Below are 21,605 nucleotides of genomic sequence, written 5' to 3' on the forward strand. Positions count from 1 at the left end.
ATTCAAATTAACTTTATTAAATTGCAAATACAATAGAAAAGGTGCATATTTACATATCAATGAAAATATGCACCTTTCCTCAGTAATATCATCAGGCATTCGCTTCTATTACAAAGATTTCTATGTCTCTACCAATTACTTTTTACATTATCCCCTTAAAAAGCAATGCTCTTAATATATTCATTATTCCCTACACTTGATATGCAGGTATTGGTCTCCCCTTTTCGTTCATTGCGTTGCATCTTTTATACTCTCTACTTTTCCGTTAATAAAATGGATTTTTCTTTTATTCCTTCAAATTCATTTAGTAGATACATAGCTATTTTTTCAACTGCAGGTGAATCCACTATTTCTTCATGTGATCCAGGGACTGAATACATATTTACTCTTCCTTTTAATAAAGGTCCCCAATCTGTAAACAACTCTTTTCCTTCCTCAGCACTAAAGTAGAGAACTTCTCCAGAGTATGGTATTAAATCATACTCTGCCATTAAGTTCAGGCATTTCCTATGAGCATTGATAACTTGCTTCAAATTCATAAGATCTGCATCTGGCGGGAGTACTCCCTCTATAATTAATTGCTCTACAAGCATATCTTGTTCATGGAAGAGACCTTCCCCCTGCTCAGTAAAATCTCTAGGAATGAAATGCTCATATATATATGAGAGCATTTCCTCCGTTGTTTTATAGTCCTGCTCTGAAGGTACTTTAGTATCCATTAATATCAACAGCTCAACTTCCTCACCTTGATTCTTTAGCACCGTTGCGATTTCATAAGCAATTGCACCGCCTAAAGACCATCCTCCAAGACGATATGGGCCTTCTGGCTGAACACGTTTGATTTCTTCAATGTAAAGTTGAGTTAGTTCCGGCAAGGTCAATTCATTAATATCTCCCTTTTCTATAAGAGGATTCTGTAAACCATAAAATGAACAATGGTTCTTAAGTAATCTTGCTAGTTGAATGTAACAAAATACATTCCCCATAAACGGATGAACACAGAAGAAAGGGCTTTTTTCTGATTCTTGTAGTGGAACTAGCGCTGCTACTGATTTCGTCATATCATGCTTATCACGAATAAGGCATGCGATTCCTTCCAATGTTGGATTCTTCATCAATGTTGACACCTTAATCTCTTTTCCAAACTTCTCCCTAATTTTTGAAACTAATTTAATTACAAGGAGAGAGTGTCCTCCTCTATTAAAGAAATCATCATTTACATAGACATCTTCTATCTGTAACACATCCTGCCAGATTTTAATCAACTGATATTCAATTTCATCCCTTGGAATGATTGGTGTAGAGAAGTTATTTTCTCTATGAATAGTTAAATTGTTCAATGCCTTTCGATCAATTTTTCCATTCATTGTAAGAGGAATCTCGTCTACCTTAATAAAGTGTGCGGGAACCATATAATTTGGTACTTGTGTCTTGAGATACTCACGCCACTCATGCATACTACCATCTCCAACTACATAAGCAACCAATCTCTTCTCTCCTAATTTATCCTCTGTTACCAAAACTACTGCTTCTTTTACCAATGGATGCCTCTCTATACTCGCTTCAATCTCTTCAAGTTCAATACGAAAGCCCCTAATTTTCACTTGATTATCAATTCTTCTCAAGTAATCTAAATTACCATCAGGTAAATAACGAACCAAATCTCCCGTACGATATAAACGCTCTTCTTCATTAAATGGATGACGGATAAATCGCTCTGCTGTTAATTCTGGACGATTCAAGTATCCTCTCGCTATACCTGCACCACCGATATATAGCTCACCTGTTACACCAACTGGAACAGGTAGCAAATTTTTATCCAATACATAAGTTTGAACGTTCGGCAACGGACGTCCAATCGTAACTCTCTTACTATCTGTTTGAATATGATAACACGTTGCATCAACCGTACATTCTGTAGGACCGTATACGTTATAAAAATCAATTTTTTCGGTCTCTACTAGCTGTTCCCATAATGACGGCATGATTGCTTCACCACCGACTAATATCTTACTTGGTACATGAACATCAGCACTTATTTCTAGCAATCCTCCATCTATAAGTAATTGAAGTAATGAAGGTGTCATATCAAACATTTCCAATTTATTCTCCCTAATATAGGACACAAATTGTTCCGGATTAGTGCGAACTTCACTTGGGATAATATATAAACTTGAACCATAAAGCAACATTTGTAATTGCTGAATAGATACATCAAAGGCAATTGACGCATTCAAACCGACGCGCATATTACTAGGTATCTCATGTGAGAACACTTCTTTTTGTAAACCATAGGATAGGTTTATTACAGAATGGTGCTGTACTAAAGCCCCCTTTGGATTCCCTGTCGAACCAGAAGTATAGATAACATACGCTAAGTTTTCCCCTGTTACCTCACATATTGGTGAAAATTTGCTTTCTTGAGAAAGCATCGCTTGGTCCCTATCTAGGCAAACTGTCTTGATGTCTTTAGGTATCCATCCTAGTAATACCTCATTTGTAACTAACACTTTAATTCCCGTGTCTTGTAAAATATATTGCAGGCGGCTTTCCGGATTCGATGGATCCAATGGAACATAGGCTGCTCCAGCCTTCCAAATTCCCATGAGACCAACAATCATCTCAACTGATCGATCAAAGCAGAGGCCAACTAATGACTCTGTCCCAATTCCACATTTCTGTAAATGATGGGCTAATTGATTAGCTCTTTCATTCAGCTCTCGATACGTTAGTTGCTGTTTATCATCTACCACTGCCACTGCGTCAGGTGTACGATTTACTTGCTCTTCGAATAGTTGATGAATTACATTCTCACGTGGATAGGATAAAGCATTATTATTCCATTCTTCCAATAGCCTTCTTTGTTCAGCCTCCGTAATATATACTAGTTCCGATAGATTTTGATCAATGTTTTTGAGCATTTGCATTAACACTTTGTGTAAATGACCCAGCATTCGTTCAATGGTTACTCTATTAAACTTACTACGGTCATACATTAACTTTAACGATAACTGGATTCCTGGAACTACAGCCAATCCTAATGGGTAGTGGGTTTGTTCTACCCCTTTCAATTCACCAATTTCCAAATTTCCTGAAGATTCTTCTTTCACTGGATAATTTTCAAACACATATAAACAATTGAACAGCGGTGTACCTCTAGGAACCTCACTCCACCCCTGAATCTCTGTCAAAGAAGCATACTCATATTGTCTTCTTTCTATCTCTTCCTCTTGTATCTTCTGCAACCAATCTATTACTTTTATATCATCCATCAATTGAATTCGCGTCGGTGACGTTGTAATGAAAGGACCTACGATGTTTTCAACATCAATAATCTCCGTAGGACGTCCTGAGCTTGTTACACCAAAGACAATGTCATTTTCTCCACTATATCGGCTCATGAGATATGCCCATGCACCTTGAATTACTGTACTCAAAGTAAGTTTATTTCGTTTCGCCCATCCTTGTAACGCTTGAGTCTGCTCTTTTGATAAATAGGTAACCTTTTCTGTATAACCTTTTTCTTCCTCTTTACTTTCTAAGCCCAGCAAAGTTGGTGCAGTAAAACCTTTAAGCTTTTCTCTCCAGAATTTTTCCGCCTGCTCCTTATCTTGTTCTCTGAGCCATTGGATATATTTCTTATATGGTGAGGGTTTAGGTAACTTTACAGCTTCTTCATTCATTCTCTTCTGATAGACTGTAAGTAATTCATTAAAGACCAATGGTAAACTCCATCCATCTAGTAAAATATGGTGTTGTGTCCAAACAATCCGATATTCTTCCTCACCTTCTTGAATGACCGTTACCCGCATTAATGGCGCTTCATCAAATTGGAAGGCTTGCTTTCGATCTAATGCCAAAAAGACTTTTCTTTTTTCCTCTATGTCTTTAGTTGTCATTGTACGCCAGTCTTCTTTGTTCACTTTAAATGGGATATTTTCATACACCACTTGTAATGGTTCTTCAATTTCGTCCCAAACAAATGCTGTACGAAAAATTTCATGCCGCTGAATTACAGATTTCCACGCCTGCTCAAAAGTAGGAATATCCATTTTCCCTTTAATCATAAAACTTAATTGCACTATATACGGTGCAACATGTTCATTCCCTTGGTCATGCAATGTGTGGAAAATCATACCTTCTTGCAAAGGTGATAGTGGATATAAATCAGTAATCTGATTGTTCTTTCCACGATTCATTTTGTTTAGTACATTTGTCAAACCTACTTGGTTAAGATTAGCCATTGCAAAATCCGAAATGGTCAGCGCAGATTCTCCATCTGAAGGTTGAATCAATCTGCTCAGTTGATATAGCATATTCTGTGCAATACTTTGAATCGTTGATTTGGCGAATTGTTCAACATTGTATACCCAAGTGAACTGAAGTTTTCCATTCGTTACAACCCCAATTACATCAATTACATGCGATCGCTTGGAACCGGCAGCATGATCTAAACGCTTAAATTCATTCTCCGGCATAAACATTGCATCGCTAGAAAACATTTGATCAAATTGTCCAAGATAGTTAAAACTAATAGACGGTGTATGTTGAGAGCTCAATTGCTCACACATTGTTGCGTTCATGTAACGCAACACCCCATAATCAACACCCTTATTAGGAATTTTGCGAACTTGTTCTTTAACTGCTTTTAATGCTGCAATTGGCGTATTAGCACTAGTAATATTTAAATGCACTGGGTAAATACTTGTAAACCATCCCACGGTTCTCGATAAATCAACATCTTCAATAATCTCTTCTCGACCATGTCCCTCTAAATCTACGCTTAATATCGGCTGCCCCGTACATGCTGCTGTAGCTTGTACCAATGCTGCTAATAATACTTCATTGATTTGGACACGGTGAGTGCTTAAAGTCTCTTGCAATAACATACGGGTCTCATTCTCATTTAACACCACAGTAATTTCCTCAGTTACTCTGCTTACTGGATTACTTATAGTACCATCTACTGGCAGTATAACCACGTCTTGTTCAGCCTGCTGCTCCCAGTAATGTAGCACTTCTTTTGATATTCCAGTTTCAGCGTAATGTTGTAATTTCTCCGACCATTCTTTAAAAGATGTACTCTTCATAGGTAATTGAAATTTTTGCCCTTGGACTGCTTGCGTATATGCTGTTTGCAAATCTTCTAATAAAATTCGCCAAGAAACACCATCCACGGCTAAGTGATGAATTGTCCAAAATAATCGGCCAGTCTTCTCACCTTCATCAAAATACACCATTCTCATTAACGGACCTTCATGTAAATTTAAACCTTCTTGTGCAATATTAATCTCTTTTTGAATAACTTCATGCCAATCCGCTTCCAGCACTTCGTCTAATGAAATGACAGTCAGCATCAATTGTTCTTCAATTCCTTCATTCCACTGTTTCCAAGCCCCATTAGGTAAACGTTCATATCTTAAACGCAGGGCATCATGATGAAGTAGAAGGTTACGCGCTGCCTTTTCTAGTGATCCTATGTCCAATTTTTCTTTCGTTCTAAAGAACATGGATTGATTCCAATGATGTGGGTTAGGATGATTTTGTGCAAAAAACCTTTGCTGAATAGGTGTAAGTATCGTCTCTCCAATTATAATTCCTTGTTCAGCTTGTACACCTTGTTCTTCTTTGACTACTTGCGCCAACTCAGCAATCGTTTGGTGTTCAAATAGTTGTTTTGGTGTCAACTGTAAACCAGCTTGCTTCGCACGAGAGACAATCTGAATGCTAAGAATTGAATCTCCACCAATTTCAAAAAAGTTATCATAAATACCAATACGTTTTGAACCCAGCACACGTTCCCAAATGATAGAAAGCTTGTGTTCACGTTCATTTCTTGGGGCTACGTAGCCTTCTTGTGTTCCTTGATAATCTGGTATAGGCAATGATTTCCGATCAACCTTTCCATTTATGGTTAACGGTAATTCTTTCATTTCGACAAAGTAGGAAGGTATCATATGGATTGGCAGTTTTATTTTAAGATACTCACGCCATTCTTCTAAACTGCCTTCGCCCACTATATAAGCTACTAACCTCTTATCTCCCGACTGATTTTCCCTAACTATTACAACTGCCTCTTTTATCAAGTCATACTCCTGTAAAGCCGACTCAATCTCCCCAAGTTCGATTCGAAATCCTCTAATCTTCACTTGATTATCCATTCTTCCTAAATATTCTATATTACCATCAGAAAGATATCTCACGAGATCGCCTGTTCTATATAATCTCTCGCCTTCTTTGAATGGATGAGAAATAAATCGTTCGGATGTTAACTCTGGACGATTTAAGTATCCCCTCGCTAGACCCGCTCCTCCGATATAAAGTTCACCCATCACACCAACTGGAACTGGCAACCTATTTCTATCTAATACATAAGTTTGGACGTTAGGCAATGGACGCCCAATTGTTACTCTCTTACTATCTTTTTTGATATGATAGCATGTTGCATCAACCGTACATTCTGTAGGACCATATACATTATAAAACTGTATTTTATCAGTCTCTACTAGCAGTTCCCATAATGACGGCATAATCGCTTCACCACCAACCAGTACCTTACTTGGAACATGAACGCTATCGCACGTTTCTAACAATCCGACATCTATAAGTAATTGAAGCAATGAAGGTGTTATATCAAAGATTTCTAACTTGTTCTCCCTAATATAAGCTACAAACTGCTCCGGATCACTTCGTACTTCATTCGGAATAATATACAAACTTGAACCATAAAGCAGCATTTGTAATTGCTGGATAGATGCATCAAAGGCAATTGACGCATTTAAACCGACATGCATGTTAGATGGTATCTCATGTTCGAAAACCTCTTTTTGTAAACCATGCGACAAGTTTAGTACAGAATGATGCTGTATCAAGACACCCTTTGGATTCCCCGTTGATCCTGAAGTATAGATAACATATGCTAAGTTTTCTCCTGTTACTTCACATTTTGGTGAAAGAATGCTTTCTTTTGAAATCATTGCTTGATCCCTATCTAGACAAACTATCTTGATTTCTTTAGGTATCCAGTCTTCCAATGACTCGTTCGTAACTAATACTTGAATTCCAGTGTCCTCCAAAATATATCGTAGACGACTTTCTGGATATGATGGGTCTAATGGAACATAGGCTGCTCCAGCCTTCCAAATCCCCATAATACTAACAATCATCTCAACTGAACGCTCAAAGCAAAGTCCAACCAATGATTCATTCCCAATTCCGCATTGCTGAAGATAGTGGGCCAATTGATTAGCTTTTTCATTCAGCTCTCGATACGTTAACTGCTGTTTTTCATCTACCACCGCTACCGCATCAGGTGTACGATTTACTTGCTCTTCAAACAGCTGATGAATCGTACTTTCCTGTGGATATGCTACAGCATCATTATTCCACTCCTCCAACTGTTTTTGTTGTAATCCTGACAATATAGGCAACTTAGCTAATGATTTATCAGGATTCTCCACGATTACATTCAACCAGTTCCCAAAATGTTCAGCCATGGATTCAATAGTTAAGCTGTCAAATAAATCAGTTCTATAAACAAAGGTAAGTAATAAACCCTCTTCCACTTCTGCAGCAGTTAAACTTAAATCAAACTTAGCGATAGGAGCATTACTTTCCATTACTTCTATATTTCTTCCATGTAGTTCTGGTAGCTTCTGTCCCGTATTTTGCAAAGTAAACATGGTTTGGAAAATCGGAGAATGGCTTGTATTTCGTTCAGGCTGGATAACCTCTACAATTTTCTCAAACGGAACATCTTGATACTCATACGCCTTCAATGCTTTTATCCGCACTTGAGACAACAACTCTTGAAATGCCGGTGCATTACTTAAATCAGCTCGATAAACCAATGTATTGACAAAGAAACCAATCAGTCCTTCAATTTCTCGATAGTTTCGATTTGCAATTGGGCTGCCAACAATAATATCTGTTTGTCCCGTATAACGAGCAAGGAAACTTTGATACGATGCCAATAAGGTCATGAAAAGTGTGGCTCCTTCTTGACGACTTAGTTCGTTTAATTTATCCAGTAATGAGCGCGATAACAAAACATTATGAGTTAATCCATGGTGGGTTTGCACTGGCGGACGCGGACGATCCATTGGCAACATTAAGACTGGTAACTCACCGGATAATTCTTCCTTCCAATACGCAAGTTGTTGATATAGTACTTCATCTTTCAACCATTCTCTTTGCCACTGAGCAAAATCGGCATATTGAACTGGTAGTGATTCCAGCTCTGCTTGTTTTTCACCAATCGCATTCTCATAAAATGCCATCCATTCTTGAAGCAAGATTTCCATCGACCATCCATCTGAGATAATATGATGCATATTACACAGAAGAACCCATTCTTCTTCTGAAATTCTTATGAGTTTCCCACGGAACAATGGCCCCTGTTCTAAATCAAATGGAGATTCGACTTCAGTTTGAATCCATTGCTCCAACTTTCTTTCTCGCTCCTCTAATGAAAGCTTAGTTAAGTCCATTTGGAGAAGCGGACGGAAAACGTACGGTTGAATCTGCTGCATAGGATGGCCATCCTCTTCATAAAATACAGTCCGTAAAGATTCATGACGCTCTATCAACTGATTCCATCCCAACTCCAATCCCTCATGTAACCAATTCCCTGTAAGGCGGCATGCCATTGGCATATTATAAAGTGCACTATTAGGTGCAAATTGATCAATAAACCATAAGCGCTGTTGGGCATAAGATAGTGGAATATTATTTCCGCGTTCCATCGGCACCAATGGTGGGATTTCTCGTTTTTCGCTCCCCTTACGTAACTGATCTATTCGTTTCGATAATGCCTCGACCGTTGAATATTCGAACAGTTCACGTACTGGCAATTTGATTTGAAAGACTTCCTGTAAACGTGAGACCACTTGTGTAGCAAGTAGAGAGTGACCACCAAGCTCAAAGAAAGAATCCTGAACACCAATTTCTTTTATTCCTAACACTTGACTCCACACTGAAGCGATAAGTTCTTCCAGCGGAGTTCGTGGGTATACAGTATTTTCGGCGGATTGTTCACTAAGTATAGGCAATGCCTTCAAATCAAGTTTTCCATTCGGTGTAAGTGGTAAAACTTCCATCTCAATAAAGTTTGTTGGAACCATGTAATTTGGTAAATGTGTTTGTAGATGTTCTCGCCATTCATGTACACTTCCTTCACCAACTACATAAGCTACTAATCTCTTGTCACCTTGATTATCCTCTTGTACCAATACAACTGCTTCTTTCACAGAAGAATGTGCCTGCAAAACAGCTTCTATTTCTCCCAATTCAATCCGGAAACCACGAATTTTCACTTGGTCATCTATACGTCCATGGAACTGGAGATTACCATCAGAAAGATAACTTGCTTTGTCTCCTGTATAATAGAGACGTTCTCCTGACTTGAAAGGATGTGGGATAAATTTTTCCTTTGTAAGATCCGGACGATTAGCATATCCACGTGCAAGGCTCTTCCCTCCAATATAGAGATCTCCAATTACACCAATTGGTACTAGCTGAAGATGAGAATCCAACACATAAACTTCTGTATTCGCAATCGGTCGACCAATCGATGGCGTACCTGTTGTCACTCCTACAGGTACGTAACAATCTGTGGTAACAACGGTATTTTCCGATGGACCATACTGATTAATTACCGCAAAAGGAATATCGTTAGATGGATACTGCGTTAATTGATCCCCACCAGTAATGATAAAACGAAGATCCGTTTTATCTGGCCAAGATAATTTCAAGAGTCTTTCCAAAATAGGCGTAGGTGCAAAACTAACTGTTATTTGTGAATCAATGAGCCAGTCCCTTAGCGCTTCTGGATTAATTCTCAGTTCCTCTGTTGACAAGTAGAGTGCTGCGCCAGCAGTTAGATACGGCCAAATCTCCTGGACAGCCGAATCAAAAGCAACCCCTGCAATCTGAGTCGCACGATCCTCTGCTGAAATATGATAAACTTCCTGATGCCAAGAAACCATATTCATTAATGAGCGATATTCAACCATGACACCCTTCGGTTTTCCTGTAGAACCAGAGGTATAGACAATATAGGCTAAGTTCTCTGGATTTATTTGACGTGTAGGTGCGATTACACTTTCCACCGTTAATTCTTCTAACCTCACCATTTCGACGTGTGCGAAATGTCCTTCTTGTCCTTCCGCCGTCACTACAAATTGAATTCCTGCATCTTCAATCATGTATTCTAACCTTGATTTTGGATACAACGGATCTAAAACGACATAAGCTCCACCAGCTTTTAAAATGCCTAGTAAACTTGCCATCAGCTCAGCTGACCTAGGAAGATACACTCCTACCACTGACTCTGGGGCTACTCCCTTTCGCTGTAAAACATTTGCCAACTGATTTGCTTGTGTATCCAGTTCACCATAAGTCCACTGTTTTGTTTGATCAACTACCGCAATCGCATCCGGACGCCTTACTACTTGCTCCTCAAATCTGTCGCAAACAAGACCCTGATGAGACATTTCCATTACAGTGTCATTCCATGTTTCTAATAACAAAGTACGCTCGGGTTCTGATAGCATACTCAGGTCATGCAACGGATTTTGTGGACGATGAGAAACTTCATGTAGCCATTTCTCAAAGTGTCCTGCCATCCGTTCAATAGTAGTAGCATTGAATAAATCCTTATTGTACTCAAAAGTAAAAAGTAATCCCTCTTCCGTCTCAGCTGCCATTACACTTAAATCAAACTTTGCAATTGGACTATGGCTTTCTATCATTTCAATACTTCTACTAGATAACATCGGAAACTCTTGTTTCATATTTTGCAAAATGAACATAGTCTGGAAGATTGGCGAATGACTTGTACTTCGCTCCGGTTGCACAACTTCTACAATTTTTTCAAATGGAATATCTTGATATTCATACGCCTTCAATGCCTTTTGACGAACCTGATATAGTACATCTTGAAATGTCGGTCTACCACTCAAATTAGCTCGATAAACCAGCGTGTTAACGAAAAAACCAATTAGTCCTTCAATTTCTCTATTATTCCGATTCGCAATTGGGCTTCCGACCAGGATATCTTCTTGTCCCGTATAACGAGATAGAAAACTTTGATATGCAGCTAAAAGCGTCATGAAGAGTGTAGCCCCTTCTTTTCGACTAAGTTCATTCAATTTATCATGTAGCGTGCTTGGCAGAACCAGAGTGTATATCGACCCGTGATGAGTTTGCATCGCGGGTCGCGGGCGGTCCATAGGAAGTTGGAGTACAGGAAGCTCCCCAGACAATTCTTCCCTCCAATATTGGAGTTGTTGATCGAGCACCTCCTCCTTTAGCCATCCTTTTTGCCACTGAGCAAAGTCGGCATATTGAACCGGCAATGGTTCAAGTTCCTCTACCTTTCCATCCGTTGCTTTCTCATAAAATGCCATCCATTCTTCAAGTAGGATTCCCATTGACCATCCATCTGAAATGATATGATGTAGAGTACAAAGGAGTATCCATTCTCCCTCTCCCACGTGCAAAATACTTGCCTTGATTAATGGACCCTCTGTTAAATCAAATGGCACTTCTGTTTCTTGTTGAATCAAACGTTTAACTTCTTCTTCTCGGTCTTCTGGAGAAAGCATAGTTAAATCGGTTTTCGGAATTGATTGAAAAGCATACGGTTCAATTTGCTGTACGGGTTGACCGTTCACTTCGTGAAAGACCGTCCGCAGTGATTCATGACGTTCTATTAGTTGATTCCATCCCGTTTCCAGTGCCTCAAGTAGCCAATGCCCTGTAAGGCGGCATACCATTGGCATATTGTAAAGGGCACTATTAGGTGTAAATTGATCAATAAACCATAAGCGTTGTTGGGCATAAGATAGTGGAATAGCTTCTCCTCGTTTCATTGGTATTAGAGGCGGAATCTCTCGTTTTTTATCTCCTTTACGTAACTGATCTAATCGCTTTGCTAGTGACTCCACCGTTGTATATTCAAATAGTTCACGTACTGGTAATTCGATTTGAAAAATCCCCTGTAAACGTGACACTACTTGAGTAGCTAGTAGTGAATGACCACCGATTTCAAAAAAGGAATCCTGAACACTAATATTTTTTATTCCTAACACTTGGCTCCAAACGGAAACGATAAGCTCCTCCACTGGTGTTCGTGATGAAGTAATATCTTCACTTATGAACTGTTCTTCTAATTCCAGTAAGGCTTTCCGATTCACCTTACCATTTGGAGTGAGTGGCATACCTTCAATTTTGAAAAAGTATGCCGGCACCATATAATGTGGCAGTTGCTTCTTGAGATATTCACGCCACTCCCCAGTATCCCCTTCACCCACTACATAAGCTATTAACTGCTTATCTCCTGGTCGATCTTCCTTCACCAACACGACTGCCTCTTTTACAGATGAGTGATCATGTAAAGCTGCTTCAATTTCTCCCAATTCAATTCGGAATCCTCTAATTTTAACTTGGTTATCTATTCTTCCAATATATTCTAAGTTACGATCATTCATATATCTCACCAAGTCACCCGTTCGATATAATCGTTCCCCGTCCTTAAAGGGATGCGGAATAAAACGTTCAGTAGTTAAATCTGGTCGATTGAAGTAGCCACGTGCCAACCCTACTCCTCCAAGGTAAAGTTCCCCTGCCACACCAATCGGGACCACTTGTTGATATTGATCTAACACATACAACTCTGTATTATCAATCGGACGACCAATCGGAATAAGCATTGCTTCTTTTTCTAAATCACAATCATAATAAGTCACATCCACAGTCGCTTCAGTAGGACCATACAAGTTAATTAACTTTGTTTGCTGAGCATTGTAAAAGATCCCCTTAAACCGGCGAACCTGCTCAGTGTTTAACGCTTCTCCACTAGTAAAAACTTGAATTAAAGACGAGACATCCCTTTTCGAATTATATAGTTCCATATAATCTAAGAAAGTAGATAACATCGACGGAACAAAGTGCATGGTGGATACACGGTATCGTTCAATATACTCCTCAATCACCGCAGGATCTTTCTCTCCTCCTGGTGGAAGTAAACAAACACGTGCTCCTACAAATGACCACCAAAATAATTCCCAGACAGAAACATCGAACGAAAACGGTGTCTTTTGTAGGATTGTATCCTCCTCGGACAATGGATATTTTTTCTGCATCCACTGTAGACGATTGATAACGGAATGATGTTCAATCATTACCCCCTTTGGATTTCCCGTCGAACCCGAAGTGTATATAATATAGGCTAAGTTATTTGCTGTTACTCCACTTACCGGAGCTAAATTACTCTCTTTAGAAATCATCACTTGATCCCGGTCTAAACAAATAGCTTGAATATCTTTAGGTAACCAGTCCTGTAGTGTTTCTTTTGTTAACAGCACTTGAATTTGTGAATTCTCCAAAATATATCTTAGGCGGTTTTCGGGATAACTTGGGTCCAGTGGGACATAAGCCCCACCTGCCTTCAAAATCCCAAAGAGACCGATAATCATATCAGGAGAACGTTCAATACATATACCGACCAATGATTCAGGTCCGATACCTCGTTTTTGTAGAAAATGTGCCAATTGATTCGATTTTTCATTAAGTTCTTGATACGTTAGCTTTCCACCCTCATAAACTACCGCCACTGCATCAGGTGTCCGTGCAACTTGCTGCTCAAATAGCTCATGAATCATACAATCATGACCATAAACTACGTCCGTATCATTCCATTCTTCTAGGAGTTGTTTTCGCTCAGTATCCGATAACATTGACAGCTTTGTATATGATTCATCTGGTTGATGCGTGATTTCATTTAGCCAGTTCTCAAAATGTCCTGCCATACGTGCAATGGTACTACTATCAAATAAATCCGTGTTGTATTCAAATGAGACAAATAGACCTTCTTCCACTTCATAGGCAGTTAAGCTCAAATCAAATTTAGCAATAGACATATTACTTTCTACCATTTCAATACTTCTATCAGGCAAATCTAGTCGTTCTTGTTTTATATTCTGTAGCGTAAACATGGTCTGAAATATAGGGGAATGACTCATACTTCGTTCAGGTTGCACAGCTTCTACCACTTTTTCAAATGGTATATCTTGATATTCGTAAGCTTTTAACGCCTTTTTCTTTGTTTGGTTCAAAATCTCCCGAAAAGTAGGGGTGCCACTCAAATCTGATCGATAAACCAACGTATTAACAAAGAAACCAATTAATCCTTCTACTCCCTTATGGTTCCGATTTGCAATCGGACTACCAACTAGAATATCTGTTTGTCCTGTATAACGAGCAAGAAAGCTCTGGTATGCGGCCATTAAAGTCATAAATAAAGTAGATCCTTCTTGTCGACTTATATCCTTCAATTGACTGAGCAATTTATAAGGCAAAATTACATGATGCGCAGCCCCAGGGTAAGTCTGCTTAACCGGTCGAGGTCGATCCACTGGCAGTTGTAAGATAGGAAGCTCACCAGACAATTCTTCCTGCCAATACGTAAGCTGACGATTTAGCACATCACCTTGCAACCACTCCTTTTGCCACTTCGTAAAGTCTGCATATTGAATGGATAATGAACTTAATTTAGCAGGATTTCCGCCCGTTTCTTCTTCATAGAAAGCAAGTAATTCATTCATGAATATACCAATGGACCAAGCATCAGAAATAATATGATGCATCGTACACAGTAATAACCATTCATCCTTCTCTAATTGAACAAGTTGATTACGAATTAAAGGACCATTCATTAAATCAAATGGTTCTTGCGCTTCTCTCGCAATTAAACTATCTACCTCTTTTTCTTTTACTTCTAGAGAAAGTTGAGAGTAATCCCTTACAGGTAATGCTCTAGGAAGGAATTCGACAATTTGCTGCACAGGCTGTTCTCCTATTTCTTTAAAAACCGTTCGTAATGATTCATGACGTTCAATGAGTCGATTGAATCCCTTCTCTAATGATTCAGGTATCCAATTTCCTTTTAGATGCCATACTGTTGGAATATTATATAAAGAACTGTTTGGGTTAAATCTGTCCATAAACCACAAACGTTTTTGTGCATAAGACAACGGGAGTGCTTCTTTATTCTCCTTTTTTTGCATTTGCTTCTGAAGCCATGCTCTCTTCTCAGGAGAAAGTGAACTCAGCTTTGCAAGTAAATCACTTTTCATTTTTTTACCCCTTCCTGAATCAAATTACTCTCGAATATCCCTTGTGCTTCTTCCTCTGATAGCTCTTCTAATTGCTTAAGCAGTTCTATTAATTCTTCATCATTACTGACTTCTGCTTCTTTTTGAATATAGTCTTGAAGACTTACATTCTCCTTACTATCATTCTGCATTTCTCGATTTTTGTTATAGAGCAATTGATCAATCTGTTCTGCCAATTGCTGCACCGTATGAAACATAAATAAATCATGCAATGGTATCTCGATTCCAAAAGCCTCTTTAAGATTGGAAACAGCTTGCGTAGCGAGTAGTGAATGGCCACCAATTTCAAAAAACGAATCTTGAATTCCGATGTTTTCCATATCTAAAACTTCATGCCATATTGAAACGATTGTTTTTTCCGTAGACGTACGAGGAGCAATATAACCACTTGCTATCTCCTGTCTCTCTGGTACTGGTAAGGCCTTCCTATCAATTTTCCCATTAGGAGTGAGTGGAAATGCATTTAATCCAACAAAATAGGCTGGAATCATATAATTTGGTAGTTGATCCTTGAGATAATCACGCCACTTTTGAGCATCTCCATCTCCTACAACATAGGCAATCAAACGTGGATTGCCAGGATAATCTTCCCGCACCATCACAATAACTTCGTTAACTAGTGTATGCCTTTGTAATGTCGCTTCAATTTCTCCTAGTTCAATCCGGAACCCACGAATTTTCACTTGATGATCGATTCGTCCAACATACTCCAAATTTCCATCTGGTAAATACCTTACTAGATCTCCAGTCCGGTATACTCGCTCTCCTTCTTTAAACGGATGCGGTATAAAACGATCTTGCGTTAAGTCAGGGCGATTTAAATATCCACGCGCTAACCCTGATCCACCAATGTATAGCTCACCAACTACACCAATTGGAACCATTTTTTGTTCGGCACTCAGTACATATACTTCTGTATTGAATATTGGTTTACCAATTGGTGGTACCCTATGCATGTCACCCTTTTCTAATTCCATATACGTGGAATACGTAGTATCTTCGGACGGTCCATATAGGTTGTACACCTTTTCGATCGTACTTCTCTCGTATAAATCTTGAACAAGCGAATATGGCAATGGTTCTCCAGCCAAGTTCATCACCTTTACCGAAGAAGGGATTGTTTTTGCTCGAACCAGTTCCTTCGCTACCGATGGCACAGTATTAACCAAAGTTACACCTTTGGTAGACAACTTCTCTAGATGTAGAGCATTTTCAGTGACAATCACCTTACCACCCATCGTTAAGGGAACAAATACTTCAAAAACGGATAAATCAAAAGATAGCGAAGTTGAAGCTAACACTCCCGCTAATTCCTTTCGGGAATACGTGTGATGCGCCCAATGAATCATTGTTACTGTATTCCTGTGCTCAATCATTACTCCCTTTGGATTTCCAGTGGAACCTGAAGTATAGATAATATAGGCTAAGTTATCGCCCGTCACTTCACTCATACATACCGTAGTAACTTCTTGTTCTATTTCTGCACGATTACAATCCATACAAATCACGTCAACGAATTTAGGTATAACCATTTTTTGTTGTATCTTTTCCTGTGTCACCAGTACCTTTATTTGAGCATCTTCTAAAATGTACTGCAGTCGACTTTCCGGATACGCTGGATCAATTGGGACATATGCTCCTCCCGCCTTCATAATTCCTAAGAGACCAACAATCATCTCGGATGAACGTGTAACGCAAATCCCAACCAATGATTCGCATGTTACACCACTTTTTTGTAAATAATGTGCCAACTGATTCGAGCGTTCGTCCAACTCTCGATATGTTAGTTCTTCATCTTCGCACACTACTGCAATTGCTTCTGGTGTTTTTTCTACTTGTTCTTCAAACATTGTATGAATCGTACTTTCTTCCATATCTATAACACCCGATTTATTCCATTCCTCTAGTAGTTGCTTATATTCTACTTTCGATAACATATTCAGTTCTGATAGTACACATTTTGGATGAGAGACAATTTGATTTAACCAATGTTTAAAATGACTTGCCATACGTTCAATGGTTGTATCATCAAACAAATCAGTATTGTATTCAAAGGTTAGTGATAATCCTTCTTCCGTCTCAGAAGCAAATAAACTCAAATCAAATTTGGCAACAGAAGCATGGCTTTCCATGATTTCCATTTGTCGTCCAGATAACTGAAGAAACTCTTGTTTCGTATTCTGTAAAGTAAACATAGTTTGGAATATTGGTGAATGACTTGTACTCCGTTCAGGTTTTACGGATTCTACCACTTTCTCAAATGGGATGTCCTGATACTCGTATGCTTTTAGCGCTTTTTTTCTTACCTGCGACAAAAGTTCTTGGAACGTCGGATTTTCACTGAAATCAGCTCGATAAACCAACGTGTTTGCAAAGAATCCTATTAATCCCTCAATCTCTTTCACATTTCGATTAGCGATCGGGCTTCCAACTATAATGTCGTCCTGTCCTGTATAACGAGAAAGGAAGCTTTGATACGCTGCCATCAATGTCATAAATAAAGTGCATCCTTCTTGCAGACTTAAATCTTTGAGCTTTTCCTGTAGGGAATTCGCCACTATTAAGGACTGACTTGCACCACGATGGGTTTGAACTGCAGGTCGAGGACGATCCATCGGTAATTGTAAAACCGGTAGTTCCCCAGATAATTCTTCCTTCCAATATTGAAGGTGCTGATTCAAATTCTCTTCTTTTTGCCATTCCTTTTGCCACATGACAAAATCTGCATATTGGATAGATAACTCCTTCAATTCCGCCGGTTTGCCGCTTAATGCTCCTTCATAAAAAGCCATCCATTCTTCAAGTAAGATCCCCATTGACCATCCATCTGAAATAATATGATGCATCGTACAAATGAGAACCCATTCTTCCCTGTCCACTTTCAATATTCGTGTTCGAATCAGAGGACCTTGTCCAAAATGAAATGGTTCCTCAGCTTCGTTTTGAATGATCCGTTTCATTTCTCTTTCCCTATCTTCCAAAGAGAGATCTGTTAGATTCATTTGAGGAATATGTCTGAATACATGAGATTGAACTTGTTGAAAAGGTTCACCCTCTTGTTCTAGAATTGTCATCCTTAATGATTCATGACGCTCCAACAATTGATTCCATCCGACCTCCAATGCTTCAATTGACCATTCACCTGTTAAGCGACACGCTGCATGGATATTGTACATAGCACTATTTGGCATTAATTGATCAATAAACCATAGACGTTTCTGCGCATAGGAAAGTGGGATAACTTCTTCTCGTTTCATAGGTACAAGGGGAGCAACCTCTCTTTTTTTATCTGCTTTTCGTAACTGATCCACTCGTTTCGCCAATGCTTCCACTGTATCGTGCTTGAAAAGTTCACGTAATGGAATTTTAATTTGGAACAGTTCTTGCAATCGAGAGACGATTTGAGTAGCAAGTAGTGAGTGCCCACCACGTTCAAAGAAGGAATCCTGAATGCCAATATTTTTTGTTCCTAACACTTGACTCCAAACCGAGGCAATAAGCTCTTCCGATGGCGTCCGAGGTAGCACATTTAAATCTTCAATAGCTTGCTCATCAGGTGCTGGCAAGGCCTTTCGGTCAATTTTCCCATTCGGAGTAAGCGGGAAGTGTTCTAACTCTATAAAGTGCGCTGGAATCATATGATTCGGTAATTGGTTTTGTAAGTACTCTCTCCACTCTTGGGTATTTCCATCGCTTATTACATATGCAACCAATCGTTGATCACCTGGACGATCTTCTCTAACTAATACGACAGCCTCTTTAATAAACGAACATTTTTCTAAAGTTGCTTCAATTTCTCCTAATTCAATCCTAAAACCACGCATTTTGACTTGATGATCCATTCTACCTATAAATTCTATATTTCCATCAGTTAGATATCTTACTGAATCTCCTGTTCGATATAGCCGTTCCCCCAATCGAAATGGGTGCGAAATGAATTTTTCAGCAGTAAGATTCTGACGATTTAAGTATCCACGCGCTAAACCAGCACCACCAATATATAACTCACCCTCAGTTCCTATTGATTGCAAGCGTTGATGTTGGTCTAATACATATAATTGCGTGTTCTGTATTGGCTGCCCAATAGAAACAAATTCTTGATTAGGCTGAATATCAAATGCATTCACATAAATAGTGGCTTCAGTTGGTCCATAAAAGTTGGTTAATTTCACTTGTCCACTATAATTCCATTTCTGTTGAAATCGTCTAACTAACCCTGAACTTAGTTCTTCTCCACCAGAAAATACATGGCGTACGGACGAACAATTCATGTTCAATTCAATATGATTGAAGTGATCTAAGAAAACAGATAACATCGAAGGTACAAATTGAACTATAGTAACCTGATGTTGTTTAATCACTTCAGCTATAATAGAAGGATCTTTTTCTCCACCTGGAGGTAGGAAAGATACACTTGCACCAACGTGAATGCCCCAAAACAATTCCCAAACAGAGACATCAAATGAGAATGGCGTTTTCTGCAAGACCACATCCTTTTCAGAAAGCGGATATTTATGTTGCATCCATTCTAGATAATTAATTACTGAATGATGCTCAATCATTACTCCCTTTGGATTCCCTGTAGATCCTGAAGTATACATAACATACGCTAAATTTTCTCCTGTGACACCACTTATACATGGGGTTGATTCTTCTTTTTCAATTGCAGTGTAATCTTTATTCATACAAATCGTCTCGATATTTTCAGATAAAAACAAGTTTTTAGAATTCTCTTCCGTCACTAGTACTTCGATTCCAGCATCCTCTAATATATATCGAAGCCGATTATCTGGATAAGTAGGGTCAAGTGGAACATACGCTGCTCCTGATTTTAGAATACCTAATAACGCTACCATCATTTGTAATGAACGTTCCATATATACACCAACTAGAGACTCTGGGCCTACACCATGCTTTTGTAAATAATGAGCTAGCTGATTTGCACGCTTCTCCAACTCTTTATAGGTAATTTGTTCATTTTCGTAACTAGCCGCGATTGCTTCCGGTGTTTTTTTAACTTGCTCCTCAAACATCGTATGAATCATGCCTTCAGCCGAATAATTAACTTGAGTATGATTCCATTCCTCTAGTAACTGTATTTGTTCTTCTTCTGTTAAATGAGTAATTTCAAATAGTTTTGAATCTAGGCTTTTCGTCATCTGAATTAATATTTGCAATAAGTGATTCTGAATCCGATTTATTGTTTCTTCATTAAAATAGCTTCGATCATACATCAACTTTAAAGTAATTTTCTTACCGGGCATTACAATGAGTGTTAAAGGATAATTTGTTTGTTCTGTGCTTTTAACATCTAGTAATCTTAAATCATCATTTCTCTCACCTTGAATTGGATAATTTTCAAACACATACAAGGTATGAAATAAGGAGCTATTTCGCGGAACCTCACTCCAGCCTTGAATATCTATCAACGAATTATACTCATACTGTCTTCGTTCCATTTCTTTCATTTGTATTTTACGAAGCCAATCTACTACTGATGTATTATCCGTTAATCGAATTCTGGTAGGTAATGTGTTAATAAATAGCCCCACCATATTCTCTGCACCCATTAAATCAGTAGGACGTCCAGCGCTAGTTACGCCAAATACGACGTCACTGTCACCGCTATACCTACTCATCAAATAAGCCCATGCACCTTGTACTAACGTATTCAACGTTAATCGACTATTTCGTACCCACTCTTGTAAATTCTCAGTAAGTTCCTCAGATACTTGATAAGCAAACTCCCCATAACCCTTCTCTTGTCCTTGATCCTTTCTTTCCATTGCTAATGGAGTAGGTGCATAGAACCCTTTTAATTCTTCTTTCCAAAATTCCTCTGCTTGACTTTGATCTTGTTTATTTATCCATTGAATATATTTTTTATAAGGAAGAGATTTAGGAAGATTCAACAATTCTCCCTTTATCATCTTGAGATAAACTTCCATCACTTCACTAAAGACCAATGACACACTCCATCCATCTAGCAAAATATGATGATGTGTCCAGATAATTCTCGTTTCCTCTTTTGCTTCTTTAATCGCAGTGACTCTCATCAATGGTGCTTCATCCAATAAAAATCCTTTCCTACGATCTGCAGTCAAAAACTGTTGTAATTTCTTCTCCTTCTCCTCATGCGAATAGGTACTCCAATCCTCTTGATGAATAGTAAAAGGAAGACGTTCGTAAACTGCTTGTAGAGGTTTTTCTACTTCCTCCCAAACAAATACTGAGCGCAGAACCTCATGTCGTTGAATAACATATTCCCAAGCTTTTTCAAAAGTAGCAACATCCAATTGCCCCCCGAGCAAGAAACCTACTTGTACAATATAGGAAAAAGAATGTTCATCATCTTGATCGTATAAAGTATGAAACAGTATTCCTTTTTGCAAAGGTGATAAACCATATATATCAATAACGTCTCCCATT

At 38.7% G+C, this 21,605-nt stretch carries 2 protein-coding genes; both read right to left on the minus strand.

Translation table 11 applies throughout. The annotated features are described in order from the left end of the window. Nucleotides 1-254 precede the first annotated feature (254 nt). A complete protein-coding gene (locus tag AC0NJG_RS02405; RefSeq protein WP_474062813.1) occupies nucleotides 255-15,137 on the minus strand; it encodes a non-ribosomal peptide synthetase in 14,883 nt (4,960 codons plus the stop codon). Then, complete coding sequence (locus AC0NJG_RS02410) at nucleotides 15,134-21,604, minus strand: non-ribosomal peptide synthetase (protein ID WP_143881734.1); 6,471 nt, start codon at nucleotides 21,602-21,604, stop codon at nucleotides 15,134-15,136. The genes AC0NJG_RS02405 and AC0NJG_RS02410 overlap by 4 nt, the downstream gene beginning before the upstream one ends. Nucleotide 21,605: the final 1 nt, after the last annotated feature.

This window comes from Bacillus sp. SSR7, assembly GCF_055902415.1.